Below are 26,930 nucleotides of genomic sequence, written 5' to 3' on the forward strand. Positions count from 1 at the left end.
AAGCGCAATGAGCAACCAAAAACCGTTAACCATGAGCCGCCGCCGCTTCCTGACCGGCGCCGCCGCGCTCACCGCCGCCCCGCTGCTGGCGGGATTATGGCCCAAAGCGGCGCTGGCGCAGGCCATCAGCGAAGCGCTGCCGCAGTTCATCGTCTTGCGTCAGGCGCAGAAAGGCATTCTGACCGGTGCCCACTGGGGCGCGTTTGAAGCCATCGTGCAGGACGGCAAGATGGTCGGCGTGCAGCCGGTGCAGGACGATCCGTATCCCAATGAGCTGATCACCATGGCGCCTTATCAGGTGCACGCCGAGAACCGCATCAAATACCCGATGGTGCGCAAAAGCTGGCTGGAAGGCGGCCCCGGCAGCCGCACCGAGCTGCGCGGCCGCGACGAGTGGGTGCGCGTCAGCTGGGACAAAGCGACCGAGCTGGTGTGCAATGAGATCACCCGCCTGCAAAAAGATCACGGCCCGCAGTCGATCTACGCCGGTTCCTACGGCTGGAAAAGCGTCGGCATGCTGCACAACAGCCGCACGCTGCTGCAGCGCCTGATGAACCTGACCGGCGGCTTCCTCGGCTACGCCGGCGACTACTCCACCGGCGCGGCGCAGGTGATCATGTCGCACGTGGTCGGCTCGATGGAGGTCTACGAACAGCAGACCGCCTGGCCGAACGTGATCGAGAACAGCGAGCTGGTGATCCTGTGGGGCTGCAACCCGATGGTCACGCTGAAAAACAGCTGGAACGTGCCGGATCACGTCGGCCAGACCGGCTTCGAGGCGCTGAAGAAAAAAGGCACCCGGGTGATCAGCATCGATCCGGTACACAACGACAGCGCCAAGTTCGTCAATGCGCAGTGGATCGCCCCGCGCCCATACACCGACGGCGCCATGCTGATCGGCATCGCCCATACGCTGCTGACCGAGAAGCTGCATAACCCGGACTTCCTGAAAACCTATACCGTCGGCTTCGACAAGTTCCAGGCCTACCTGCTGGGCGAGAGCGACGGCGTGGCGAAAACCGCCGAATGGGCGGCCGACATCAGCGGCGTCGATGCCGACACGCTGCGCGGTCTGGCGCGCGAGATGGCGAAGCACCGCACCATGATCATGGGCGGCTGGGGCATTCAGCGCCAGCATCACGGCGAACAACAGCACTGGCTGCTGGTGACGGTGGCGGCGATGCTCGGCCAGATCGGCCTGCCGGGCGGCGGCTTCGGCTTCAGCTACCACTATTCGTCCGGCGGCAGCCCGACCGCCAAGGGCGGCATCATCGCCGGCATCTCCGCCGGCAACGCGCCGAAGAACTCGCCGGCGCCGATCCCGGTAGCGCGCATCGCCGAATGCCTGAGCAATCCGGGCAAAACCATCGACTTCAACGGCGCCAAGGTCACCTACCCCGAGGTGAAAATGGTGTATGTGGCGGGCGGCAACACCTTCCACCAGCATCAGGACACCAATAACCTGGTCAAAGCCTGGCAGCGGCCGGACACCATCGTGGTCAACGAGCCTTACTGGACCGCCACCGCCAAGCATGCCGATATCGTCCTGCCGGCCACCACCAGCTACGAGCGCAACGATCTGGAAATGGGCGGCGACTATTCGCAGCTCTACGTGTTCCCGATGCATCAATGCGTGCCGCCACAGCACGAGTCGCGCAGCGACTTCGACATCTTCTCGGCGATGGCGGCCAAGCTGGGCGTGCAGGAGGCCTTTACCGAGGGCAAGGATGAAACCCAGTGGCTGAAAGGCATGTACGACGACATGAAAAACCAGGCGCGCGCCGCGCGGGTGGCGCTGCCGCCGTTCGACATGTTCTGGCAATCCAATAACTACGTGCGTTTCCCGGTGCCGGAGGCCAATAAGCAGTGGGTGCGCTTCGCCGATTACCGCGACAACCCGCTGCTGAACCCGCTGGGCACGCCGTCGGGCAAGATCGAAATCTACTCCGACGCCATCGCCAAAATGCATTATGAGGATTGCCCCGGCATCCCGACCTGGATGCCGCCGCACGAGTGGTATCGCGGGCCGGAAGCGGCCAAGTATCCGCTGTCGCTCAATACCGCGCACCCGACCAACCGGCTGCACTCCCAGCTCGACAATACGCCGCTGCGCAAGAAATACGCGGTGGCGGATCGTGAAGCGATCCTGATCCACCCGCAGGACGCGCAGCCGCGCGGCATTACCGGCGGCGATCTGGTGCGGGCGTTTAACGATCGCGGCCAGATCCTGGTGGGGGCGGTGGTCAGCGAAGACGTGCGGCCTGGCGTGGTGCGCATCAGCGAAGGCGCCTGGTTCGATCCGGCCGATCCGGCGCAGCCCGGCTCGCTGTGCAAGAACGGCAACGTCAACTGCCTGACCTTCGACATCGGCTCCTCCAGCCTGGCGCAGGGCAACTGCGGGCAGATGGCGCAGCTGCAGATCGAGAAGTATCAGGGGCCGGCGCTGAAAAATACCGCGCACGCCGTGCCGCAAGGCGCCTGATCCCGCGATAAACAGAGGGCGCAACGCGCCCTCTGTTTTCCTCGTCGCCGCGCGACATAGCCGCTTACCCTGCGCCGAGGGATAGCGGTTTGCGTTTCTTTTCAACGGGCGTATGATGCGCGCGACCTCACTTTTTCGACGAATTCTCCATCGCCATGCCGACTTCATCCGCAGTAACGCGACGCACGCCCGATCTCACTTCGCTGGCCTTTTTGGCGGTGGCGTTTCTTACCGGCATCGCCGGTGCGTTGCAAACCCCGACGCTGAGCCTGTTTCTGGAAACCGAGGTCAAGGTGCGGCCGGCGCTGGTCGGGCTGTTCTTTACCGGCAGCGCGGTGATCGGCATTCTGGTCAGCCAGTTTCTCGCCGGCCGCTCGGATAAACAAGGCGACCGCAAATCGCTGATCTTCCTCTGCTGCATGCTGGGTGCGCTGGGGTTCACGCTGTTCGCCTGGAGCCGCAACTACTATCTGCTGCTGATCGTCGGCGTGGTGCTTACCAGCTTCGGCTCCACCGCCAACCCGCAGATGTTTGCGCTGGCGCGTGAGCATGCCGACCGTACCGGCCGCGAGGCGGTGATGTTCACCTCCATCATGCGCGCCCAGGTCTCCCTGGCCTGGGTCATTGGCCCGCCGATCGCCTTCGCGCTGGCGCTGAGTTTCGGCTTCAAAACCCTGTATCTGGCGGGCGCGGCGGCCTTTGTCCTGTGCGGCCTGCTGGTGTGGAAACGGCTGCCCTCCATGCCGAAAAGCGCCGTGGCGAGCGCGCCTCTGGCCGCACCGCGCCAGCATCGCCGCGACGCGCTGCTGCTGTTTGGCGCCAGCACCCTGATGTGGACCGCCAACAGCATGTACCTGATCAACATGCCGCTGTATATGGTGCACGAACTGCGGCTGCCGGAGCGGCTGGTCGGCGTGCTGATGGGCACCGCCGCCGGGCTGGAAATCCCGATCATGCTGATCGCCGGCATGGTGGCGAAACGCTGCGGCAAACGGTGTTTGATGCTCGGCGCCGCCGTCGCCGGCGTACTGTTCTACTGCGGCCTGCTGTTTATCACCGGCAATGGGCAACTCATCGCTCTGCAGCTGTTGAATGCGGCGTTTATCGGCGTGCTGGCGGGGATCGGCATGCTCTACTTCCAGGATTTGATGCCCGGTCAGCCCGGCACGGCCACCACGCTGTTCACCAACACCATTCGAGTCGGCTGGGTTATCGCCGGCGCCATCGCCGGCGCGGTGGCGGAAATCTGGAACTACCATGCGGTGTTTTACGCCGCGCTGGCGATGGCCGCAGGCGCGACGCTGTGTCTGTGGCGGTTGAAAGACGCTTAAGGCGCGGTGTCCGCTTCCAGTCTGGCGAGGTAGATCAGCGCCTGATCGCGGTGATCGTGGCACATGTCGCGGCTCGGCTGCAGGCTGCCGCACACCTTCGGCCGCAGCGGCGAATGAAACAGGCCGCAGCGTAGCTGTTCATCCAAATGAATGCAGCGGGTATTGGCGGGCTTGCCGTTCGGCATGCCGGGGATCGGGCTGGATATTGACGGCGCGATACAGCAAGCGCCGCAGTCGCTGCGACAGTCCATCAGCGCTACTCCTGGTGGGCTGGGGAAAAGAAGCGCGACAATAGCAGCCGCGTGCGGCGGCCGCCAGCAGAATCCCTGCGCCTTGGCGATCTTTACACTCGTCCCGCAACCGTCTTGCCCCGCCGGATTCGCCACCTGACGAATAAATGCCCAAAAAGCCGCAATTTAAAGACAAAAACGCGTGAAGCGTGCAATTCCCACGCTTTACATGCGCCATGCACCCATGTACCATTGAGCTAGTACAAAAGAACTTCTTCCCTCAGGAGCACACATGTCTACGGACACCATCCAGAAGCTGGCCCGCCCTTCCGTCCTCGGCGGCGCGATGATCATTGCCGGAACCGCCGTTGGCGCCGGCATGTTTTCCATTCCGATCGTCACTTCCGGTGTCTGGTTCAGCGGCTCCGTCGTGCTGCTGGTGTATACCTGGGCCTGCATGTTGCTTTCCGGCCTGATGATCCTTGAAGCCACGCTGCACTACCCGAGCGGCGCCAGCTTCAACACCATGGTCAAGGATCTGCTGGGCAAAGGCTGGAACGCCGTGAACGGCCTGTCGGTGGCGTTCGTGCTGTACATCCTGACCTACGCCTATATCTCCGCGGGCGGTTCGATCATCGCGCACACGCTGGAGGGCATCGTCGGCGTCGGCCAGACCACCGCCGGCCTGGTGTTCGCGCTGGTCGTGGCGTTTATCGTCTGGCTCTCCACCCGCGCGGTCGACCGCCTGAGCACCATTCTGATCGGCGGCATGGTGATCACCTTCGTGATGTCGGTGGGCGACATGTTCACCCACGTGCAGCCTGCGGTACTGTTCAATACCGGTGATGACCAGGCCAGCTATCTGCCTTACGCCCTGGCGGCGTTGCCTTACCTGCTGACCTCGTTCGGCTACCACGGCAACATTCCCGGGCTGGTGAAGTACTACCACAAGGACAGCGGCTCCGTGGTGCGCAGCCTGGTGTACGGCACCCTGTTGGCATTGGCTATCTACATCCTGTGGCAGTATGTGATTCAGGGCAATATCGCGCGCGACGCCTTTAAGCAGGTGATCGCCGAGGGCGGCAATATAGGCAGCCTGCTCAAGCAAATGGGCAACGTCTCCAGCAGCCAGACCGTCAGCCAACTGCTGAACGCCTTCTCCTATATGGCGCTGGCCAGCTCGTTCCTCGGCGTGTCGCTGGGCCTGTTCGACTACCTGGCGGACTTCTGCAAATTCAAGGACGACGCCGTCGGGCGCAGCAAGACCGCGCTGGTGACCTTTGTGCCGCCGACCCTGGCCGCGCTGCTGTTCCCGAACGGTTTCCTGTACGCCATCGGCTTCGCCGGGCTGGCGGCCACCATCTGGGCGGTGATCGTGCCGGCGCTGATGGCGCGCGCCAGCCGCCGCCGTTATCCGCAGGCCGGTTATCGCGCACCGGGCGGCAACGGCGTGATCCTGTTCGTCATCCTGTTTGGACTGATCAACGCCGCCGCGCATATTCTGTCGCTGTTCGGCCTGCTGCCGGTCTTCCGGTAATCCCCGACGGGAGGGCTGCCGCCCTCCCTTTCCCGCACTGTTTTTGCGCCGGGCTATTGCCTGAAATCGGCGGCGCGAGTACCTTGTCGCAACTTCTCTAATACTCTTCATTGCGGATGAATTGAAATGGCAAGAGCTAACGAAATTAAACGCGGCATGGCGATCAGCTACAACGGCAAGCTGCTGCTGGTAAAAGATATCGACGTGCAGAGCCCGAGCGCCCGCGGCGCCAGCACCCTGTACAAAATGCGCTTCTCCGACGTGCGCACCGGCCTGAAAGTAGAAGAACGCTTCAAGGGCGACGATATCCTGGACACCATTTCCCTGTCGCGCCGCAAGGTGAACTTCTCCTATATCGACGGCGAAGAATACGTGTTTATGGATGACGAAGATTACACGCCGTACATCTTCAAGAAAGACCAGATCGAAGACGAACTGCTGTTCATTCCGGAAGGCGGCCTGCCGGGCATGCAGGTGCTGACGTTGGACGGCCAGGTGCTGGCGCTGGAGCTGCCGCAGACCGTGGATATGGAAATCGTCGAGACCGCGCCGGGCATCAAAGGCGCTTCCGCCAGCGCCCGCAACAAGCCGGCCACCATGGCCACCGGTCTGGTGATCCATGTGCCGGAATACCTCAGCGCCGGCGACAAGATCCGCATTCATATCGCCGAACGCCGCTACATGAGCCGCGCCGACTAGTCGCGCCAGCGGGGCCGATACTCGGCCCCGTTTCATTTTCCGCTACGGCAATTCCGGGAAAAATCGCCGCTTGAGCGCCAGCTCGACGCCGCGCAGCTCCGCCAGCCCTTTCAACCGCCCGATGGCCGAATAGCCCGGATTGGTTTTCTTTTTCAAATCGTCCAGCATCTGATGCCCATGATCGGGGCGCATCGGGATCGGCCGCCGATCGCCCGCCCGCTGCCGACGCAGTTCTTCGGTCAGGATCGCTTCGATCACCGCCACCATGTCCACATCGCCCTGCAGATGCGCCCCCTCGTGGAAGCTTTTCGGGTTTTCCTCGCGGCAGGTGGCGCGTAAGTGGGTAAAGTGAATGCGATCGCCGAAGGTTTCAATCATCCGCACCAGATCGTTGTCGGCGCGCACGCCGTAGGAACCGGTGCATAGGGTGAAGCCGTTATGAATACTGTCGACGGTCTGCTTCAGCCACTGCATGTCTTCGATCGTGGAGACGATGCGCGGCAGGCCGAGGATCGGCCGCGGCGGATCGTCGGGATGCACCGCCAGCCGGATGCCGGCCTCTTCCGCCACCGGCACGATGGCGCGCAGAAAGACCGCCATGTTTTCGCGCAGCTGCGCCTTGTCGATGCCGTCGTATTCCGCCAGGCGGCGGCGGAACTGCTCCAACGTATAGCCTTCTTCCGCCCCCGGCAGCCCGGCGATGATATTGCCCGTCAGCGTGGCTTTCTCCTCCTCGCTCATGGCGGCGAAATAGGCCGCCGCCTGACTACGCTCTTGCGCCGTATAGTCCGCCTCGGCGCCGGCGCGTTGCAGGATATGCAGCTCGAACGCAGCGAAGGCGATTTGATCGAAACGCAGCGCTTTGGCACCGTCCGGCAGCGAATAGGCCAGATCGGTGCGCGTCCAGTCGAGGATCGGCATGAAGTTGTAGCAGACGGTGTCGATGCCGCAGGCCGCGAGGTTGCGCAGTGACTGCTGGTAATTGGCGATGTACCGCCGCCAGTCACCGCTGTGGGTTTTGATCTCCTCATGTACCGGCACGCTCTCCACCACCGACCACACCAGCCCCTTTTCCGCCAGCAGCGCCTGCCGCGCGCGGATCTCGTCGATCGGCCAGACTTCGCCGTTCGCAATATGGTGCAGCGCCGTGACCACCCCGGTCGCCCCAGCCTGACGCACGTCATCCAAAGAGACCGGATCGTTCGGGCCATACCAACGCCATGTTTGTTCCATGTTGTGTCCTTATGCCTGTCTCGCATCGCGATGTTGTTATACCAGTTTAATTTAGATGTCAGCTAGCTTTAACTTACTCTTTCGCCGTGCGCTGTCAAAATTGAACCGTTCATTGGTTGATCCGCTTCACGATTCTGGCTTATTTTGGCCTGACCAATTCCCTTAACCTGCCGATAACTTTAGACTGGTGGCAGTTTTTTATCGCCGGCCCCCGCTGCCCTTGCGTCGGCAAACTGGTCCGCTAACTTGACGCAAGTGGCCCGCCAGCTGTCTACTCGCTTTGGAGATGAGATGAATACGATCGCCAACACCCCGCTGCCGGGCGCCGTCCGGCAACCGAATTATGATCGCCGGGCCCTGCGCAGCCGCATCGTGCACCTGGGTTTCGGCGCGTTCCACCGTGCGCATCAGGCGCTGCTGACCGATCGGGTGTTGAACGCCCAGGGCGGCGACTGGGGCATTTGCGAGATCAGCCTGTCCGGCGGCGTGCCGCTGTTTCAGGCGCTGCGGCAACAGGATCATTTATACAGCGTGCTGGAGAAAGGCGCGGACGGCCATCAGGCCCTGGTGATCGGCGCAGTGCATGAGAGCGTGCACCGCAAGCTGGAGGGCATCGCCGCGGTGTTGGAGAAGCTGGCCGAGCCGCAGGTGGCGATCGTCTCGATGACCATTACCGAAAAGGGCTACTGCATCGAACCCGGCAGCGGGCGGCTGGATCGGCGGCATCCGGGGATCGTCGCCGATCTGGCGGCGCCGCATCAGCCGCAGACCGCGCCCGGCATTTTGGTGGAGGCGCTGCGGCTGCGGCGTGAACGCGAGCTGCCCGCCTTCACCCTGCTCTCCTGCGACAATATTCCGGAGAACGGCCACGTCCTGCGCCGGGCGGTGCTCGATTTGGCGCAGGCGCGGGATCCGTCGCTCGCCGACTGGATAGCCTCCGCCGCCACCTTCCCCTGCACCATGGTCGATCGCATCGTTCCGGCCGCCACGCCGGCCACGCTGGATGAGATCGCCGCCGCGCTGGGCGGCGTGCGTGACGAATGCGCCATCGCCTGCGAGCCCTTCATTCAATGGGTCGTGGAAGACAATTTCGCCGCCGGACGCCCGGCATGGGAGCTGGTCGGCGCCCAGTTGGTCCGCGATGTGCTGCCGTTTGAGCATATGAAGCTGCGCATGCTGAACGGCAGCCACTCGTTCCTGGCATATCTCGGTTACCTGGGCGGCTACCGCTATATCAACGAGTGCATGGCGGACGAGCACTACCGCCGCGCCGCACAGCGGCTGATGCTGTGCGAGCAGGCCCCAACCCTGAGCGTCACCGGCATCAGTCTGCCCGACTACGCCGCGCAGCTTATCGCGCGCTTCAGCAATCCGGCGCTGCAACACCTCACCTGGCAGATCGCCATGGACGGCACGCAAAAGCTGCCGCAGCGCCTGCTGGACGCCGTGCGCTGGCATCTGCGGCACGGCGGCGACTATAGCGGGCTGGCGCTGGGCGTGGCGGGCTGGATGCGGTACGTCGGCGGTGTCGATGACGCCGGCCAGCCCATCGACATTCGCGATCCGCTGGCAGATGTCCTGCAACAGACGATCGCCGCCACTCCGGACGATCGGCGGCGCGTAACGGCGCTCTTGGCGCTGAAATCGGTGTTTGGCGAACAGTTGGCGACGCATGCCGCGTTTACCGAGGCGGTGACGCAAGCCTATTTGTCACTGCGCGATCGCGGTGCGCGTGAAACGGTGAAGGAGTGGGTGAAGCGGTGAAGTGCCTGCAGGCTGAGAATAACCATGCCGGCGTAACGTTACGCCGGCATGGCGGAACGACTTAACGATAAACGACCGTCATAACAGCAAGTTTCTTCTGTTGGTCTACCCACTTCATTTCGGTTGTGCCAAGATTCAGCGGAAGTTCTTTGCGTGTAGTATCAAAACCTGACAACGCTTGCTGGGCCTGATAATGCTGGCCGTTGCGGTAACATTGCGTATTCGCCTTAGAATCTGCAATCTTGACCGTGCAAGGACTTTCAACGATAGAGCCGACGAAGCGAATTACCCCGCCGGCCACTCCTGCCTGACTCACTGCCGTCCATGAAAACAACATTCCTACGATCAAAAATAACCGAAAGGTATTCATGGCAACCTCATTTTTAGTTAAGCCAATTTAACCATAGAGGATCTTGTTCGGAATAATCGCAAGGAAAGGGACGAGATTTGATCGTTAATCGCGTCATTAACAATGTAAAAACAAGCTACTAACAAAAGTTAACCGTATCTAATACAGGGTTTTATCTAAGAATTTTCTTGCCAAAAAAAGTGGATTTTGCCGGTTGAAAAGCGCAGGGTGGCGTGCAAAATTTGCGAGGTAGAGCACAAATTAAATCGCGCTCGCCGCCGCGACCGCGCAGAATCGCTCATTTATTAGGCAGGTTGATTTTTGCACCCAGGAATGATTAATGACTAAAACCAATCTGATTACCGGCTTCCTCGGCAGCGGTAAAACCACCGCCATCCGCCATTTGCTGGCCCATAAGCCCGAGCATGAGCGCTGGGCGGTACTGGTCAACGAATTCGGCGAGATCGGTATCGACGGCGCGCTGCTGGCGGACAGCGGCGCGGTGCTCAAAGAGATCCCCGGCGGCTGCATGTGCTGCGTCAACGGCCTGCCGATGCAGGTGGGTCTGAATATGCTGTTGCAGCAGACCAAACCGGACCGGCTGCTGATCGAGCCGACCGGGCTCGGGCATCCGAAGCAAATCCTGTCGCTGCTGACCCAGGAGAGCTATGCCGGCTGGATCGATCTGCAGGCCACGCTGTGCCTGCTGGATGCCCGTCAACTCAGTCAGCCCCGCTACCGCGACAACGAAAACTTCCGCGATCAGCTGGCCGCGGCCGACGTTATCCTGGCCAGCAAAAGCGATACCTATCGGCCGGAAGACAGACGGGCGCTGGAAGCCTGGACGGCGCAAGATCCGCTGCAGCGGCCCTGCTACGCCATCGCGCAAGGTGAGGCGGATGTCGCGTTGTTGTCGCTTCCTCGCACAAATCGTACAGAATTACCGGACGCACGACATCATCATGGTCAGGCGAAAACGCAGGGACTGGCGGCGTTGCGGCTGCCGGAGAACGCGCGTTGGCGGCGAGCGCTGAACGAAGGGCAAGGCTTCACCAGCTGCGGCTGGATTTTTGACGGCGACACCCGGTTCGACACCGTCGGCTTTATGGAATGGGTGCGGCTGGCGCCGGTCGAACGTGCCAAAGGCGTGGTGCGCATCCCCGAAGGCACGTTGCTGATCAATCGCCAGGGCCAGGATCTCAACATCGAAACCCGCCCGAACGCGCCGCTCGACAGCCGGGTTGAACTGATCCACAGCGAAAATGCCGACTGGAACGCCCTGCAATCCGCCTTGTTTAAGATTCGTTTAAGTTAAACCCCGTACCGTTGCCCCCCGGTTGCCGCAGGGCGGCCGGTTTTGTTTCGTTTTCATTTTTCCAACAGGTTTATGTCATGACACGCCGCAATTTACCCTTCATTCTCTTTTTCAACTTACTGGGCGTTGCGCTGTTTCTGTCCTGGTTCCTGCCGGCCAATCACGGCGGCTGGTTTACCCTGGATTCGGCGATCTTCTTCTTCTTTAACCGCCATCTGGCCACCGACCCGGCATTTTTGCACCTGGTCGCCATCACCAACAACCGCGCGTTCGATGTGATTTCACTGCTCGCCATGGGCCTGCTGTATTTGTACTTCTACCTGAAGCAGGACGCCGCCGGCCGCCGCCGTCTGGTGATCACCGGCGTGGTAATGCTGCTGACCGCCGTGGTGCTGAATCAGCTTGGCCACCTGCTGCCGGTGAAGCATCCGAGCCCCACCCTGACCTTCGACAATATCAATCGCGTCAGCGCATTGACCGGCATCCCCACCAAGGACGCCTCCGGCGACAGCTTCCCCGGCGACCACGGCATGATGCTGATTATTTTTTCCTGCTTTATGCTGCGCTATTTCGGCCGCGGCGCCTTCGCCGTCGCCCTGCTGATTACGCTGATCTTTTCATTGCCACGCGTGATGATTGGCGCCCACTGGTTTACCGATATCGCCGTAGGCTCGCTGTCCGTGGTCTTGGTTGGCACCAGTTGGGTGCTGATGACGCCTTGCAGCGACTGGATTATCGAACGGTTGAATCGCCTGTTGCCCGGCAAGCACCGCCCCGGCCAACCATAACTTACGTCTATGAGTCATTCCGGGAGGCGCCCGCCTCCCGCGTTTTATCCCCTCGCGATGCGCAAAATTTCTCCGCCCCCCGTTAACGCTTTTGCAACCTGATTTCACGCCAGATTCATACATCGGACAATTGGCGTTTTTTATATGAAGATTTACATTATGTTACATCACAAATTCATATAAAAAAGACCGGAAAAAGACTCGCAATCCCCTATTTGTTCCGGTAATCTCAGATGCGTTTGTGCCTGGTTTAAGTCGAATCAGTACGGAATCCGATAAAAATGTGCGTTCCCGCACGTTTTCAACGGTAACTGATTGTCGATGCAACAGGTGCGGACTAGGCTCGTTTCGTTTGGCATTTTTCAGGTAGCGACTTTCGTCGTTAAGGACTTCAAGGGAAAACAACAACAATGGTCAAATCTCAACCGTTTCTGAGATATTTTTTGCGGGTAGTCCCTGCAATTGCCGCTGCGGTTATGCTGTCAGCGTGCAGCTCGACTCACACTTCGAACTTGAGTAACGCACAAACTGAGATGCGTGCAGTTAATGACAAAGACGGTCTTTTACTGCAAGCCTCTCAGGATGAATTCGAAGCGATGGTCCGCAACGTTGACGTCAAGTCAAAGATTATGGATCAGTACGCGGACTGGAAAGGCGTTCGCTACCGTTTAGGCGGTGACACCAAGCGCGGCATCGATTGCTCGGCGTTTGTACAGCGCACCTTCCGCGAACAGTTCGGCATGGATTTACCGCGTTCTACCTACGAACAGGAAGATCTCGGTAAGAAAATCCAGCGCACCAAACTGCGCGCCGGCGATTTGGTGCTGTTCCGCGCCGGTTCTACCGGGCGCCATGTCGGCATCTATTTAGGCAACGATCAGTTCGTTCACGCTTCTACCAGCAGTGGCGTCATGATTTCCAAGCTGACCGATAACTATTGGAATAAACGTTATCGAGAAGCGCGCCGAGTGTTGACCAACGGCTGACGGCGCAACGCCCTGAAGATCCTGAATACCAAACGAGCGATAAACGCCGCCTACGGGCGGCGTTTTTTTTGGCTGTCGAATGAGAGCCCCCGGGGCTGAGCCAGGCCTTATCGTCACCTCACACCATTATTTTGATAAACTGCCGGCCGGAAATCGCGCCGACGAGGAAAAACTCGCCTATTATCGTCAGATGACGGCAACGGCGCGCCCGGCGTTATTTAAAACGTTTCCGCTTAATAGGTGCATTATATTTCTGTCGGCGACGCCTTGTATTTAAACGGCGTCGCCGGTTGGGTACGGGATAAAAGGCAAAAAATGAATAAAAAGCCGTTGGCACAATCCATTAAATGGCTGCGCGACACGCCTGACGCCCCGTTGCAGAGGTCTCGGTTATGGGCTTGAAAAGGGCGTTCTCTCGCAGCGTGTCGCACCGACAGCGCAGTCTGGCCAAAAGCGTTGTCGCCGCCCTGCTATTTTTTACGCTATTCACCGCGGTCACACTTTCTTTGATCAACCACCAGCGCACGCAATATCAACACAAGGTTGAAGCGCGTACGCAAAAATTCGCGCTGGGTTATATCTCGCACCTGACGGATGTCATGCAAAAAATGATGCCGCTGCTGGACAAACCCTGCCTCTCAAGCCAGTCAGACATCACCTATCAGGCGGCCTTTACCAGCGGCGTACGCACCTTCCTGCTGGTGAAAGACGGTTACGCCTACTGCTCCTCCGCCACCGGCGACATGATGCTGCCGATGAAAAACCTGTATCAGGACATCGATATCCACCTGCCTTTGGATCTGAAGCTGCAGCAGGGCACGCCGATCGTGCCGGACAAGCCGGCGGTCGCGGTTTGGCTGCGGCATCCTGGCGCATCGGCGACCGGCATCCTCGCCACGCTGGACATCAATTTGATGCCCTACCTGCTGTTCACTTCGCATGACGAGCAGGCGCCGGGCATCGCCATCGTGATGGGCAACCGCGCGCTGACCACCTTCAGCCCGAACCTGATGCCGATCGCGCAGTTGCCGCAAGACAAGGCGGACACCCTGACGCTGCCCAATCTGCCGCTGAGCATCCTGTTCTACAACGAGAAACTGACGCCCAACGATATTCGCCTGACGCTGCTGGGCAGCCTGGTGCTGTCGCTGATGATCGGCGTGCTCTGCTACTACATGCTGCTGTTGCGGCAAAGCCCGGAGCGCGCGCTGCTGCGCGGCATCAAGCGCAACGAGTTCTTCATCGAATATCAGCCGGTGTTCCATACCGGCAGCAACAGCATCGGCGGGCTGGAAGCGTTGATCCGCTGGCAGCATCCTATCGAGGGCCGCATTCCCCCGGATGTCTTTATCCCGTACGCCGAAAGCAACGGGCTGATCGTGCCGCTCACCCGCCATCTGTTCAGGCTGATTGCCGAAGATGCGCCGCAGCTCGCCAAGGCGCTGCCGCGGGGAGGCAAGGTCGGCCTCAATATTTCCCCCGCCCACCTTAGCGCGCCGTCATTCCATCAGGACGTGTATGAACTGTTGGCGCAGCTGCCGGGCGATTACTTTACGCTGGTGTTTGAAATCACCGAACGCGGCATGGTGGAAGAAGAGAGCGCGCTGGCGGAGTTCGACTGGCTGCATAAACAGGGCATCGAGATCGCGGTGGACGATTTTGGCACCGGCCACAGCGCGTTGATCTATCTTGAGCGTTTCACCATGGATTACCTGAAGATTGATCGCGGCTTCGTCAACACCATCGGCCAGGACACCGTCACCGCGCCGGTGCTGGATGCGGTGATTTCGCTGGCGAAAAAGCTGAAAATGCTGACGGTGGCCGAAGGCGTGGAAACCGCCGAGCAGATGCAGTTCCTGCAAGAACGCGGCGTTAACTTCATGCAGGGCTATTACTTCAGCAAGCCGCTTAGCATCGCTAATTTCGTCGCTTACTGCAACGCTCATCAGGTCTTTGATTATCAGGAAAAAATAGTTAATCTTTAAGCATCTTTACCCTGCGCCCGCCCGAAGAATGCTATGCTGGGCGCCGGTTGTACTTTATTCCACAGCAGGAGCTTACCGTCTGATGTCCGTGCGCATTTTCGCTGCTCTGGTGCTTTCGGCACTGAGCTTCGCCTCGCAGGCCGAAGCCCTCAACGAAAGCTACGCTTTCGCCCTTCTCGGTGAACCGAAATACGCCGCCGACTTCAGCCATTTCGACTACGTCAATCCGGCGGCCCCCAAGGGCGGCGACGTGCGCCTGGCGGCCATCGGCACCTACGATAACTTCAACCGCTTCGCTACCCGGGGCGTGCCCGGCGCGCGTACCGACGAACTCTACGATACTCTGTTCGCAACGTCCGACGACGAACCCGGCAGCTTTTATCCGTTGATTGCCGAATCGGCGCGCTTCCCGGCCGACATGCGTTGGGTGGAAGTGGATATCAACGCCCGCGCGCGTTTCCACGACGGCAGCCCGATCACCGCCGCCGACGTGGCCTTCACCTTCAGCAAATTCATGGCCGAGGGCGTTCCGCAGTTTCGCTCCTACTACAAAGGCGTCACGGTCAAAGCCATCTCTCGGTTGACGGTGCGCATTGAATTCCCGCAGCCGAACAAAGAAGCGATGCTGTCGTTATTCGGCAGCCTGCCTATTCTCCCGGCCGCCTTTTGGCAAAACCATAAGCTCAACGAGCCGCTCAACACGCCGCCGCTGGCCAGCGGCCCGTATAAAATCGGCGATTATCGCCTCGGCCAGTACATCACCTATCAACGGGTGCGTGACTACTGGGCCGCCAACCTGCCGGTGAACCGCGGCCGCTATAACTTCGACAGCATTCGCTACGATTATTATCTGGACGATAAAGTGGCGCTGGAAGCGTTCAAGGCCGGCGCTTACGATTTCCGCATCGAGCCGTCGCCCAAGAGCTGGGCCACCCAGTATCAGGGCGGCAACTTCGCGCGCAACTACATCATCAAACAGGACGAGACCAACCAGGCGGCGCAAAACACCCGCTGGCTGGCGTTCAACATCCAAAAACCGCTGTTTGCCGACCCGCGCGTGCGCGAGGCGATCACCCTGGCTTTCGACTTTAACTGGATGAACAAGGCGCTGTATTACAACGCCTATCAACGCGCCGACAGCTATTTCCAAAACACCGCCTACGCCGCCCGCGGCTATCCGGACGCCGCCGAACTGGCGCTGCTGGCGCCGCTCAAAGGCCAGGTGCCGCCTGAGGTGTTCACCAGCATCTATCAACCGCCCGCCTCCGACGGCAGCGGCAACGATCGGCAAAATCTGCTGAAGGCGACCCAACTGTTGAAAGAGGCCGGTTGGGTGGTCAAAAATCAAAAGTTGGTCAACGCCAAAACCGGCCAGCCGTTCGCCTTTGAGCTGATGCTGCTGAGCGGCAGCAACTTCCAGTACGTGTTGCCGTTCCGCCACAACCTGCAGCGGTTGGGCATCGATATGGCAATCCGCGAGATCGACGCCTCGCAATATACGCGCCGCATGCGCGAACGCGACTTCGATATGATGCCGACGGTGTACATGGCGATGCCGTTCCCCACCGCCAATTTACGCATCATTTGGGATTCGGAGTACATCAACTCCAGCTATAACACCCCCGGCGTCAAAGACCCGGCGGTCGACAGCCTGGTCAGGCAAATCGCTGAGCATCAGGGCGACGAAAAAGCGCTGCTGCCGCTCGGCCGCGCGTTGGATCGGGTGTTGACCTGGAACCGCTACATGCTGCCGATGTGGTACTCCAACCACGACCGCTACGCCTATTGGGACAAGTTCTCCACGCCGCCGATCCGCCCGGCCTACGCCATCGGCTTCGACAACTGGTGGTACGACGTCAACAAGGCGGCGCGCTTGCCGGCTCAACGGCAATAAGGAGTCGGCATGGCAGCCTATCTGATACGCAGACTGTTGCTGGTGATCCCCACGCTGTGGGCGATCATCACCATCAACTTTTTTATCGTGCAAATCGCCCCCGGCGGCCCGGTCGATCAGGCCATCGCCGCCATCGAACTGGGTCAGGGCAGCGGTTTCGGCAGCGGCGGGGTCAATGAAGGCCTGGGGCACGCCAGAGCCGGCGTCCCGGCCGCGACCGAAGGGCAATACCGCGGCTCGCGCGGCCTGGATCCGGAGGTGATCGCCGAGATCACCCAGCGTTATGGCTTCGATAAACCGCTGCACGAACGCTACTTCACCATGCTGTGGAACTACATGCGTTTTGACTTCGGCGACAGCCTGTTTCGCGGCGCTTCGGTGATGCAACTGATCGGCCAAAGCCTGCCGGTCTCCATCACGCTGGGCCTTTGGAGCACGCTGATCATCTATCTGGTGTCGATCCCGCTCGGCATCCGCAAGGCCGTCCACAACGGCAGCGCGTTCGATACCTGGAGCAGCACGCTGATCATTATCGGCTACGCCATTCCGGCGTTCCTGTTCGCCATCCTGCTGATCGTGCTGTTCGCCGGCGGCAGCTATCTCGACTGGTTCCCGCTGCGCGGCCTGGTCTCCAGCAACTTCGATACCCTCTCGTGGCCGGCGAAGATCGCCGACTATCTGTGGCACATCACGCTGCCGGTGCTGGCGACGGTGATCGGCGGTTTCGCCACCCTGACCATGCTGACCAAAAACTCGTTCCTCGACGAGATCCGCAAACAGTACGTCACCACCGCCCGCGCCAAGGGCCTGGACGAGAAAAAGATCCTGTACCGCCACGTGTTCCGCAACGCCATGCTGCTGGTGATCGCCGGTTTTCCGGCCACCTTTATCAGCATGTTTTTCACCGGTTCGCTGCTGATTGAGGTGATGTTCTCGCTCAACGGACTGGGGCTGCTGGGTTACGACGCCACGCTGCAGCGCGACTACCCGGTGATGTTCGGCACGCTGTATATCTTCACCCTGATCGGCCTGCTGTTGAACATCCTCAGCGATATCACCTATACCCTGGTCGATCCGCGCATTGACTTCGAGGCCCGCCAATGAGCCGCCTTAGCCCAATCAATCAGGCGCGCTGGGCGCGTTTTCGCCGCAACCGCCGCGGTTACTGGTCACTGTGGATCTTTCTGGCGCTGTTCACGCTCAGCCTGGCCGCCGATCTTATCGCCAACGACAAACCGCTGTTGGTGCGTTATGAAGGCCGGCTATACCTGCCGTTTATGATCAACTACAGCGAAACCGCGTTCGGCGGCGAACTGAACACCGAAGCCGACTATCAGGATCCGTTCGTCCAGCGCCAAATCGACCGGCATGGCTGGGCGATCTGGGCGCCGATCCGTTTCAGCTACGACACGATCAACTTCGCCACCGAGGTGCCCTTCCCCTCCCCGCCTTCGCGCCATAACCTGCTGGGCACCGACAGCAACGGCGGCGACGTGCTGGCCCGCGTGCTGTATGGTTTTCGCATTTCGATGCTGTTCGGCCTGGCGCTGACGCTGTTTTCCAGCCTGATCGGCGTGTGCGTCGGCGCGACACAGGGGTATTACGGCGGGCGTTTCGATCTGTGGGGGCAACGCTTTATCGAAGTGTGGTCGGGCATGCCGACGCTGTTTCTGATCATTCTGCTGTCGAGCATCGTCCAGCCCAATTTCTGGTGGCTGCTCGGCATCACTATTCTTTTCGGCTGGATGAGCCTGGTGGGCGTAGTGCGCGCCGAGTTCCTGCGCACCCGCAACTATGACTATATCCGCGCCGCGCGCGCCATGGGCGTGCCGGATCGCGTGATCATGTCCCGCCACATGCTGCCCAACGCCATGGTGGCGACGCTGACCTTCCTGCCGTTTATCCTCTGCGGCTCGATCACCACCCTGACGTCGCTCGATTTTCTCGGCTTCGGTCTGCCGATCGGTTCGCCGTCGCTCGGCGAACTGCTGCTGCAAGGCAAAAACAATCTGCAGGCGCCGTGGCTCGGCATCACCGCCTTCCTGGTGCTGGCAGTGCTGCTGTCGTTATTAATCTTTATCGGCGAAGCGGTACGCGACGCCTTTGACCCCAGCAAGGCGCATTGATATGGCTACACCTCTGCTCGCCATCCAGGATCTCAGCATCGCCTTCCGCCAGGGCGACGCCGTCACGCCGGTGGTCAACGAACTCTCTTTGCAGATAGCCCCGGCGGAAACGCTGGCGCTGGTGGGAGAATCCGGCTCCGGCAAAAGCGTCACCGCCCTGTCGATACTGCGACTGCTGCCCGCGCCGCCGGTGGTTTACCCTGGCGGCGATATTCTGTTCAACGGCAACTCGTTGCTGCATGCGCCGGAGGCTGAACTGCGCAAGGTGCGCGGCAATCAGATCGCGATGATCTTTCAGGAACCGATGGTGTCGCTCAATCCGCTGCACACCATTGAGAAGCAACTGGCGGAAGTGCTGATGCTGCACCGCGGCCTGCGGCGCGAAGCCGCACGCGCAGAGATCGTCGACTGTCTGGAGCGCGTCGGCATCCGCCAGGCCAAAACCCGGTTGCAGGACTATCCGCATCAGCTCTCCGGCGGTGAACGCCAACGCGTGATGATCGCCATGGCGGTGTTAACCCGCCCGAAATTGTTGATTGCCGACGAACCCACCACCGCGCTCGACGTAACTATCCAGGCGCAGATCCTGACGCTGTTGCAAGAATTGAAACAAGAAATGGGCATGGGGTTGCTGTTCATCACCCATAACCTGAATATTGTGCGCCGTCTGGCGGACAACGTGGCGGTGATGCGTCAGGGCCGTTGCGTGGAGCAAAACGGCCGCGCACAGCTGTTCAGCCGGCCGCAGCATCCCTACACACGGCAACTGCTGGCCGCCGAGGACGTCGGCGAACCGCTGCCGCTGCCGGCCGCAGCCAGCGCGCGCCCCGGCGATGAGCGGCCGCTGCTCAAGGTGGAAGATCTGCAGGTGCGATTCCCCATTCGGCGCGGCCTGCTTCGCCGCACGGTGGACTATCACTATGCGTTGAAGTCATTGAGTTTCGAACTGCGCGCCGGAGAAAGCGTGGGGCTGGTGGGGGAATCCGGATCGGGTAAAAGCACCACCGGGCTGGCGCTATTGCGTCTGCTGGCCTCGCAGGGGGCCATCTGGTTCGACGGCGAACCGCTCCACCCGCTGACGATGAAACAAATGCTGCCCTACCGCAGCCGGATGCAAATCGTCTTTCAGGATCCGTATTCCGCCCTCAACCCGCGCCTGAACGTACAGCAGATCATCGCCGAAGGGCTGGAAGTGCACCAGCGGCTGAACGCCGAGCAGCGCGAACAGCGCGTGATCGAGGTGTTGCAGGAGGTCGGCCTGGATCCGCAGCTGCGCCACCGCTACCCCACCGAGTTTTCCGGCGGCCAGCGCCAGCGCATCGCCATCGCGCGTGCGCTGATCCTGCAGCCGCAGTTGCTGATCCTCGACGAGCCGACCTCTTCGCTGGATAAATCGGTGCAGGCGCAGATCCTGACGCTGCTGAAATCGCTGCAGCAACGCCACCGGCTGGCTTATCTGTTCATCAGCCATGACCTGCAGGTGGTGCGTTCGCTGTGCCACCAGGTGATTGTGCTGCGACAAGGAGAAGTGGTTGAGCAGGGAGACTGTCGGGCGATTTTCGCGGCGCCCGCAGCCGACTATACCCGACAACTGTTGCAGTTGGCGGATTAGCGGCGAATTCAGAAGGGGTATTGCGCGCTGAGCGGTTCGGCGATCGCGGCGCCGACGTTTTTCAGGCGGCACATCGTCGCGCTCTCATCGCTGCGCTGCACGAACAGGCAAGGTTCCCCTTCCCATTCGACGATCGCGCAGTCGACCTGAATCTCCTGCAACGACAGATTAAGCTGTTGCATCACCTGCCAGGCCTCGGCCCCTTCATGGCTGAGCAGCTTCAGCCCAATCAGGTTGTTATCCTCGTCTATTCCGTTAAACGGAATCGGTTCGACCTTTACGCCGGTGAAACCGGATAGCCAACGATAACTTTGCGGCAAGCGATGCACTACCGAAAGTTGGATACTCTCCACATGAAATCCCTAGTTTGAAAAGGTGAAACACTTTTACCTGACAGGGTTACTAAGTTATAGCCGTTGACTCCCGACTCTGCCGCGCACAAATGTTATTTAAATGTAAATTTTGCCGCAAGCCATTAACCTGACCCCGTGCTTGCCGATGCCGTGCCATTTTTTGGCGCGCCGTGCGGTGTTATTTCACGGCATTTTGCGACTCAGCTCGCATTTTTGCGTTATATGTAACCCTTTCCCGCAGCGATCTCAACTCTTTTTTCTTGCAATGCGACTACTTTTTCGTCGCCATATTTTTACATTGAAGAAACATTCCACCCGTCGCGTTAGCGCACCGTCCTCCGTTAATACCTTGATTTACATCACCCTAATGCAAACCGCCCGCACCGACCCGCCGGCAAAACGCCGCGCATACCGGAGGATATCGGGCAGCTCAGCGACGGTATTTTTTAACAAAAAGCACACAGAAGGGTAAATGCCCCATTAATTAGCAGGCATATGTTTGGCAACAAAATTTTCATTGCCGGTTGCACCGCAAACTGGCAAGGCGCAACCCTGTGACGGCTCGGGGCAACTTCGCCCCGAACCAGGAGAACGTCAGGCTGCGCGATCGCGCGGCCGGCTGGCGTACAGATAGAACAACACCGCCACAATGCTGCACAGCGCCATCGAAGTGACCATCGGCCAGGCGCTCTTGCCCGGCGCCATCGACAGAACCGCGCCCACCAGCGCGCCGATGCTGAACCGCAACGTGCCGGCCAGGGAAGACGCGGTGCCCGCCATATGCGGAAAATCATCCAGGATCACCGCCATGGCGTTGGAGGAGATCATCGCGATGCACCCCAGATAGACCGCTACGCCGATCACCAGCGCCCAGAAGCCCAGCCCGACGGCGCTCACCGCCAGCAGCCACAGCCCCATCGCCAGCTGCACCAGCAGCCCCAGTTTGAACATCTTGACCGCGCCGAACCGCCGCACGTTGCGGCTGTTGATCAGCGTCGTCAGGAACAGGAAGACGATATTCAGCGCAAAGTAGTAACCGAAGTGCTGCGGCGAAACCTGGTTCAGTTCGATGTAGACGAACGGCCCGGCGCTGAGGAACGAGAACATGCCGGCGAACGAGAAGGCGCTGGCCAGCATGTAGCTCAGCACCCGCTTGTGGCGGAACAACGAACCGAAGTTGCCCAGCGTAGTGCGCAGGTGGAACCGCTGTCGACGCTCTTTCGGCAACGTCTCCTTGATGAACAAGGCCACCAGCAGTGAACCGATCAGCGCCGCGGCGCCCATGGTCCAGAAGATGGCATGCCAGTTGAACCACAGCAGCAGCGCCCCGCCGATCATCGGCGCCAGCAGCGGCGCGATGGTCATCACCAGAATGACGAACGACATCATGCGCGAGAACTCGTCCTTGGTGAACATGTCGCGCATCAAGGCGTTGATCACCACGCTGGCGGCGGCGGCGGCCAGTCCGTGCAAGAAACGCAGTCCGATCAGCTGATCGATCGACTGCGCCATGGCGCAGGCGCAACCGGCGATGGCGAAGATCAGCGTTCCCCACAGGATCACCGGTTTGCGGCCGATGCTGTCCGACATCGGCCCATAGAACAGCTGCCCGAAGGCGAAGCCGAGCATATAGGCGCTGAGCGTCATCTGCACGCTGCCGGACTCGACGCCAAACTGGGCGGCGATCACCGGCATGCTGGGCAGGTACATGTCGATGGCCAGCGGCATCAGCATGGACAGCAGGCCCAGAATGAAAATCAAACCGAGATGAGAGGTTCGGTTCTGTTGCACGTTCCACGACTCCTTAATCGGCCGCAATCAATGATCGGTTATCAGTCCTGCAGGTGCGGCGCGCCCACGCTGGCGATCTCTTCTTCGGTCAGTGGGCGATATTCGCCCGGCGCAAGATCGTCATCCAGCACGATGGCGCCGATGCGCTCACGGTGCAATTCGATCACCCGATTGCCGACCGCAGCGAACATCCGCTTCACCTGGTGGTAGCGCCCTTCGCTGATGGTCAGGCGCACCACATGCTCGTCAACCTGCTCCAGCGTCGCCGGCCGCGTCAGATCTTTCTCGTTGTGCAGTTGCACCCCTGCGGCGAAACGCTGCGCGGTGTCTTCCGCCAGCGGGTGCTCCAGCGTCACCAGATAGGTTTTCTCGCAGTGGTGGCGCGGCGAGGTAACGCGGTGCGACCACTGGCCGTCGTCAGTCATCAGCACCAGCCCGGTGGTGTCGATATCCAGCCGCCCGGCGGCGTGCAGTTTGTACGCGACCGGCTCATCGAGGAAGTACAGCACCGTCGGATGATCGGGATCGTCGGTGGAGCAGACGTAACCCTGCGGTTTGTTAAGCATGAAATAGCGCGGGCCGTTCTGCTGCTGCAGCGGATTGCCGTCGAACGCCACCTCTTGTTCCGGGGTCAGTTTGACAGCCCCGCTCTTCACCACCTCACCGTCTACGGTGACGCGTTTAGCCCGAAGTTCGCGCGCGACCAGCGCACGGCTGATGCCTAACTGCTGAGATAAAAACTTGTCCAATCGCATGGGATCTGCTTTGCCTGTCGTTGTTATGATCGCATTGATCGTATTGCCAAAATATGACGCCCGCCGTTGCACCGGGTGCAAATGGCAGGCTCAGGGGGGAAATCGCGTGGGGGCACAGCGATTGCTGTCACACGAGTATAGCGGCACAACGCGCTGCCCGACAGGGGTAATTTTCACGCTTCTCGCACCGCGCGCGCTCAGAAGGCATAATATAGACATTTCTCGGTCGCCCGGGGCGTAAAATGTCAGCGTTTCTGTGGCAACAGCGCTGACAAACCTAACCCCCGCGGCCCATTCCAACCTACGGCGTTCATTTATGGCCTTTACCCTACGCCCCTACCAACTGGAAGCGGTCGAAGCCACCATCAACCATTTCCGGCGGCATCCCGAGCCGGCGCTGATCGTGCTGCCGACCGGCGCCGGCAAAAGCCTGGTGATCGCCGAGCTGGCGAAACGCGCCCGTGGGCGAGTGCTGGTGTTGGCGCACGTCAAGGAACTGGTGGCGCAAAACCACGCCAAATACTGCGCCTACGGCCTGGAGGCGGACATCTTCGCCGCCGGGCTGCAACAAAAAGAGAGCGCCGGCAAGGTGGTGTTCGGCAGCGTGCAGTCGGTGGCGCGCAACCTGCCGCTGTTCGACGGCGCCTTTTCGCTGCTGATCGTCGATGAATGCCATCGCATCAGCGACGACGACGACAGCCAGTACCAGCAAATCATCCAGCACCTGCAGAAAACCAACCCGCAATTGCGGCTGCTGGGGCTGACCGCCACGCCGTACAGGCTGGGCAAAGGCTGGATTTATCAGTACCACTACCACGGTTTCACCCGCGGCGACGGCGCCAGTCTGTTTCGCGACTGCATCTATGAGCTGCCGCTGCGCTACATGATTAAACACGGTTTTCTGGTGCCGCCGGAGCGGCTGGATATGCCGATCGTGCAATACGACTTCAGCAGGCTGGAGGCCAGGAGCAACGGCCTGTTCAGCGAAGCGGACCTGAACCGTGAGCTGAAACGGCAAAACCGCGTCACGCCGCACATCATCAGCCAGATTGTGGAGTATGCCGACGATCGCAAAGGGGTGATGATCTTCGCCGCTACCGTCGAGCACGCCCGCGAGATCCACGGCCTGCTGCCGAACGGCGAAGCCGCGCTGGTCAGCGCCGAAACGCCGCCCGCCGAGCGCGATGCGCTCATCGAGGCGTTCAAACAGCAGCGGCTGCGCTATCTGGTCAACGTAGCGGTATTGACCACCGGTTTCGACGCGCCGCACGTCGATCTGATCGCTATCCTGCGCCCCACCGAGTCCGTCAGCCTGTATCAGCAGATCGTCGGGCGCGGGCTGCGTTTGGCGCCCGACAAAAAGGATTGCCTGATCCTCGACTACGCCGGCAACCCGCACGATCTGTTTACGCCGGAGGTCGGCGTCAGCAAGCCGCACGGCGACAGCCAGCCGGTGCAGGTGTTCTGCCCGGCCTGCGGTTTCGCCAACCTGTTCTGGGGCAAGTGCACCGAAAACGGCGACATCATCGAACACTACGGCCGCCGCTGCCAGGGCTGGCTGGAGGACGACGACGGCCACCGCGAACAGTGCGATTACCGCTTCCGGTTCAAGAGCTGCCCGCACTGCGGCGCGGAGAACGACATCGCCGCACGCCGCTGCCATCAGTGTCAGGAGGTGTTGGTCGATCCCGACGACATGCTGAAGGCGGCGCTGAAGCTGAAAGACGCGCTGGTGCTGCGCTGCGGCGGCATGGAGTTGCAAAGCGGCCGCGACGATAAGGGCGAATGGCTGAAGGCCATCTATTACGACGAGGACGGCACCAGCACCAGCGAGCGCTTCCGCCTGCAGACGCCGGCGCAGCGCAAAGCGTTCGAGATGCTGTTCCTGCGCCCGCACCAGCGCGCGCCGGGCGTGCCGTTCGCCTGGCACACCGCCGCCGACGTGCTGGCGCAACAGCAATCGCTGCGCCATCCGGATTTCGTGGTGGCACGCAAGCGCGGGCAGTTTTGGCAGGTGCGTGAGAAAGTGTTCGATTATCAAGGCCGTTTCCGCCGTGCCAATCAGTTGGCCTGAGCGAACGGCCCTCAATCTGGGCAGGTTTTCGTTGCCCTGCGTGCGGCTTTCCGTTAAAATGCCGCGCGCTTTACCTGGGCCTGCCCAGCGTTAAAGCGGAATTCCGAACTTGCTACTTGGGTCGCCTGTAGCAGGGTAAATTTTCTTTTAAGAGAAAAAACAATGTTCACTATCAATGCAGAAGTACGTAAAGACCAGGGTAAAGGTGCGAGCCGCCGCCTGCGTGCAGCAAACAAATTCCCAGCTATCGTTTACGGTGGCAAAGAAGCTGCAGTTTCCATCGAATTGGATCATGATTCTGTCAAGAACATGGAAGCTAAACCAGAATTCTACAGCGAAGCAGTAACTCTGGTTATCGACGGTAAAGAAACCAAAGTTAAGGTTCAGGCTGTACAGCGTCACCCGTTCAAGCCAAAACTGGCTCACATCGACTTCGTTCGCGTTTAATCGCTACGTTTTCGAACCTTTCGGGACGCCGAAATAAAGAACGCCGCAATTGCGGCGTTTTTTATTGTCTGCGATTCGGCAAGCTTACTTGCCGCTGCCGGTCCGGCGTTGCAGCTGATCGCGCAGGTTCGGCGGCGTGCCTCTGATGGTCAGCGTGTCGGTGGCCGCATCCCAGAAAATGCGCTCGCCGAGCAGCATGGCGTCGAAGTTCAGACTGATACCGCCGCCGCTGCCGGCGAATTTGGTCAGCTGACGCAGCGTGCCGCGATCCGCCGGGAAGCTCTCTTCCAGCTCATACCCTTGCTCGCTGGAGAACTGCATGAAGTCTTTCTCGCCGACCGGCGACAACTCCTGCGACAGCGCCTGCAGTTCGATCTCTTCGCCCGCCTGCAGCTGTTCGTTGCAGTAGCTGTACACCTGCTGGCGCACCGACTGGCGCTCATTCTTGTCCAGCTGCGCGTCGGCGCAGTAGTCGTCCACCGCCTGCAGCAGCCCGCGGTTTTGCGCCTTGGTGTCCAACCCTTCGGACGCCGCCAGGAAATCCATGAAGAAGTCGGCGACCTTACGGCCCACGCGCCCGCGCAGGAAGGTCAGATAGCGGGTCGATTCCGGGTTGGTTTCCCACTCGGTCAGATCGATGCGCGCAACGATATCGGCGTTGTTGATGTCCAGATAGTGCGTAGTGTTGATATCCAGCTCTTCGTTGACGCGCATGCTGTTACGGCTGTTCAGCACCGCGATCAGCAGGTACTCGACCGCCAGATAACGGTATTGGCCGAACAGCACCACGCCGCCTTCGGCGAAGGGATACTTCGCCAGTTCGTCGCGCAGACGGCCGGTCGCCGCGCGGCTGAAGGCCAGAAAGTCCTTATCGTCCTTGCGGCAGGTGCGCAGCGCTTCCGCCAGCTCGCTGCCCTCGTTGAACAAGCCCAGGGCCTTGCTCTTGGCGCTGTAGACGCGATGCAGTTCCGCCATCATTTCTTCCACCGCCGCGTTGGTGGGAAGCAAGGAATCGCGCAGCACCACGTCCAGCGTTTGCTCGTCGCGTTTCACCAACTGGTGCAGAGCGATCTGGTCGATATCCAGACTCATGGTAAATCCTCCTGTTCTTTAGGCGCGTATTCAAACACTGAAGGCCCCGCCCTGCAATACTAAAAAACCGCGGCAAACCGGAAAGGC

Annotated in this window: 22 protein-coding genes; 15 read left to right on the plus strand and 7 right to left on the minus strand. The window is 60.4% G+C overall.

The genetic code is table 11. The features are described 5' to 3' along the window. Positions 1-7: 7 nt before the first annotated feature. The gene (gene torA, locus ACUTQY_RS04180) at positions 8-2,482 is read left to right on the plus strand and encodes a trimethylamine-N-oxide reductase TorA (RefSeq protein WP_128868545.1); all 2,475 of its coding nucleotides are present in this window, start codon (positions 8-10) and stop codon (positions 2,480-2,482) included. Positions 2,483-2,637: 155 nt separating this feature from the next. Further along, on the plus strand, positions 2,638-3,813 hold the full coding sequence (locus tag ACUTQY_RS04185) for a sugar efflux transporter (protein WP_046687521.1): 1,176 nt from the start codon (positions 2,638-2,640) through the stop codon (positions 3,811-3,813). Here ACUTQY_RS04185 and ACUTQY_RS04190 read toward each other — a convergent pair. Continuing rightward, positions 3,810-4,064 (minus strand): YkgJ family cysteine cluster protein, encoded by a 255-nt coding sequence (locus ACUTQY_RS04190; protein ID WP_019453627.1) that lies wholly within the window; start codon positions 4,062-4,064, stop codon positions 3,810-3,812. The two genes, ACUTQY_RS04185 and ACUTQY_RS04190, sit on opposite strands and share 4 nt — an antisense overlap. A gap of 271 nt (positions 4,065-4,335) precedes the next feature. Between ACUTQY_RS04190 and mtr the strand changes: the two genes are divergently transcribed. Both mtr and yeiP read left to right on the plus strand, forming a co-directional pair. Further along, positions 4,336-5,580, plus strand: coding sequence for a tryptophan permease (gene mtr, locus ACUTQY_RS04195; RefSeq protein WP_046687522.1), 1,245 nt, complete (start codon positions 4,336-4,338; stop codon positions 5,578-5,580). A 126-nt stretch (positions 5,581-5,706) separates the two neighbouring features. Continuing rightward, positions 5,707-6,279 carry an elongation factor P-like protein YeiP gene (gene yeiP, locus ACUTQY_RS04200; protein ID WP_004935725.1) on the plus strand — a complete coding sequence of 191 codons (573 nt, stop codon included), beginning with the start codon at positions 5,707-5,709 and terminating at the stop codon, positions 6,277-6,279. Between the two features lie 42 nt (positions 6,280-6,321). Here the strand turns inward: yeiP and uxuA are convergent, their stop codons facing one another. Beyond that, a complete protein-coding gene (gene uxuA, locus ACUTQY_RS04205; protein WP_046687523.1) occupies positions 6,322-7,512 on the minus strand; it encodes a mannonate dehydratase in 1,191 nt (396 codons plus the stop codon). A gap of 291 nt (positions 7,513-7,803) precedes the next feature. Here uxuA and ACUTQY_RS04210 point away from each other — a divergent pair, with 291 nt between their 5' ends. Beyond that, the gene (locus tag ACUTQY_RS04210) at positions 7,804-9,276 is read left to right on the plus strand and encodes a mannitol dehydrogenase family protein (RefSeq protein WP_046687524.1); all 1,473 of its coding nucleotides are present in this window, start codon (positions 7,804-7,806) and stop codon (positions 9,274-9,276) included. 61 nt (positions 9,277-9,337) lie between these two features. On the opposite strand, the gene ACUTQY_RS04215 is transcribed toward ACUTQY_RS04210, so the two are convergent. After that, on the minus strand, positions 9,338-9,646 hold the full coding sequence (locus tag ACUTQY_RS04215; protein ID WP_004935734.1) for a type 1 fimbrial protein: 309 nt from the start codon (positions 9,644-9,646) through the stop codon (positions 9,338-9,340). A gap of 319 nt (positions 9,647-9,965) precedes the next feature. Here ACUTQY_RS04215 and ACUTQY_RS04220 point away from each other — a divergent pair, with 319 nt between their 5' ends. The 8 genes from ACUTQY_RS04220 (at position 9,966) to yejF (ending at position 20,331) form a co-directional block, all read left to right on the plus strand. Next, positions 9,966-10,940 carry a CobW family GTP-binding protein gene (locus ACUTQY_RS04220; RefSeq protein WP_033652532.1) on the plus strand — a complete coding sequence of 325 codons (975 nt, stop codon included), beginning with the start codon at positions 9,966-9,968 and terminating at the stop codon, positions 10,938-10,940. Between the two features lie 77 nt (positions 10,941-11,017). Next, positions 11,018-11,728 (plus strand): phosphatase PAP2 family protein, encoded by a 711-nt coding sequence (locus tag ACUTQY_RS04225; RefSeq protein WP_046687525.1) that lies wholly within the window; start codon positions 11,018-11,020, stop codon positions 11,726-11,728. A 410-nt stretch (positions 11,729-12,138) separates the two neighbouring features. Beyond that, a complete protein-coding gene (gene mepS, locus ACUTQY_RS04230) occupies positions 12,139-12,714 on the plus strand; it encodes a bifunctional murein DD-endopeptidase/murein LD-carboxypeptidase (RefSeq protein WP_033643815.1) in 576 nt (191 codons plus the stop codon). 392 nt (positions 12,715-13,106) lie between these two features. After that, positions 13,107-14,699 (plus strand): cyclic di-GMP phosphodiesterase, encoded by a 1,593-nt coding sequence (locus ACUTQY_RS04235; protein WP_046687526.1) that lies wholly within the window; start codon positions 13,107-13,109, stop codon positions 14,697-14,699. 82 nt (positions 14,700-14,781) lie between these two features. Then, positions 14,782-16,593 carry an extracellular solute-binding protein gene (locus tag ACUTQY_RS04240; RefSeq protein WP_046687527.1) on the plus strand — a complete coding sequence of 604 codons (1,812 nt, stop codon included), beginning with the start codon at positions 14,782-14,784 and terminating at the stop codon, positions 16,591-16,593. A gap of 9 nt (positions 16,594-16,602) precedes the next feature. Further along, positions 16,603-17,697, plus strand: coding sequence for a microcin C ABC transporter permease YejB (locus tag ACUTQY_RS04245; RefSeq protein WP_033643818.1), 1,095 nt, complete (start codon positions 16,603-16,605; stop codon positions 17,695-17,697). Then, positions 17,694-18,719, plus strand: a complete 1,026-nt coding sequence (locus ACUTQY_RS04250; RefSeq protein WP_042785062.1) for an ABC transporter permease — start codon at positions 17,694-17,696, stop codon at positions 18,717-18,719. Before ACUTQY_RS04245 ends, ACUTQY_RS04250 begins: the two co-directional genes overlap by 4 nt. Before the next feature lies 1 nt (position 18,720). Beyond that, a complete protein-coding gene (gene yejF, locus ACUTQY_RS04255; protein ID WP_033643820.1) occupies positions 18,721-20,331 on the plus strand; it encodes a microcin C ABC transporter ATP-binding protein YejF in 1,611 nt (536 codons plus the stop codon). An 8-nt stretch (positions 20,332-20,339) separates the two neighbouring features. Here the strand turns inward: yejF and ACUTQY_RS04260 are convergent, their stop codons facing one another. From ACUTQY_RS04260 to rsuA, 3 genes are all read right to left on the minus strand, one after another. Beyond that, the gene (locus ACUTQY_RS04260) at positions 20,340-20,684 is read right to left on the minus strand and encodes a YejG family protein (protein ID WP_004935763.1); all 345 of its coding nucleotides are present in this window, start codon (positions 20,682-20,684) and stop codon (positions 20,340-20,342) included. A gap of 594 nt (positions 20,685-21,278) precedes the next feature. Next, complete coding sequence (locus ACUTQY_RS04265; RefSeq protein ID WP_033652528.1) at positions 21,279-22,475, minus strand: Bcr/CflA family multidrug efflux MFS transporter; 1,197 nt, start codon at positions 22,473-22,475, stop codon at positions 21,279-21,281. Between the two features lie 41 nt (positions 22,476-22,516). Next, positions 22,517-23,230 (minus strand): 16S rRNA pseudouridine(516) synthase RsuA, encoded by a 714-nt coding sequence (rsuA, locus tag ACUTQY_RS04270; protein ID WP_033652527.1) that lies wholly within the window; start codon positions 23,228-23,230, stop codon positions 22,517-22,519. A gap of 316 nt (positions 23,231-23,546) precedes the next feature. Here rsuA and ACUTQY_RS04275 point away from each other — a divergent pair, with 316 nt between their 5' ends. Both ACUTQY_RS04275 and rplY read left to right on the plus strand, forming a co-directional pair. After that, positions 23,547-25,304, plus strand: coding sequence for a DEAD/DEAH box helicase (locus ACUTQY_RS04275; protein WP_046687528.1), 1,758 nt, complete (start codon positions 23,547-23,549; stop codon positions 25,302-25,304). A gap of 162 nt (positions 25,305-25,466) precedes the next feature. Next, on the plus strand, positions 25,467-25,751 hold the full coding sequence (rplY, locus tag ACUTQY_RS04280) for a 50S ribosomal protein L25 (protein WP_004935776.1): 285 nt from the start codon (positions 25,467-25,469) through the stop codon (positions 25,749-25,751). 84 nt (positions 25,752-25,835) lie between these two features. Here rplY and yejK read toward each other — a convergent pair whose 3' ends face one another. After that, complete coding sequence (gene yejK / locus ACUTQY_RS04285; protein WP_033652525.1) at positions 25,836-26,843, minus strand: nucleoid-associated protein YejK; 1,008 nt, start codon at positions 26,841-26,843, stop codon at positions 25,836-25,838. Between the last annotated feature and the right edge of the window lie 87 nt (positions 26,844-26,930).

Source organism: Serratia sp. TSA_130.1, assembly GCF_052691795.1.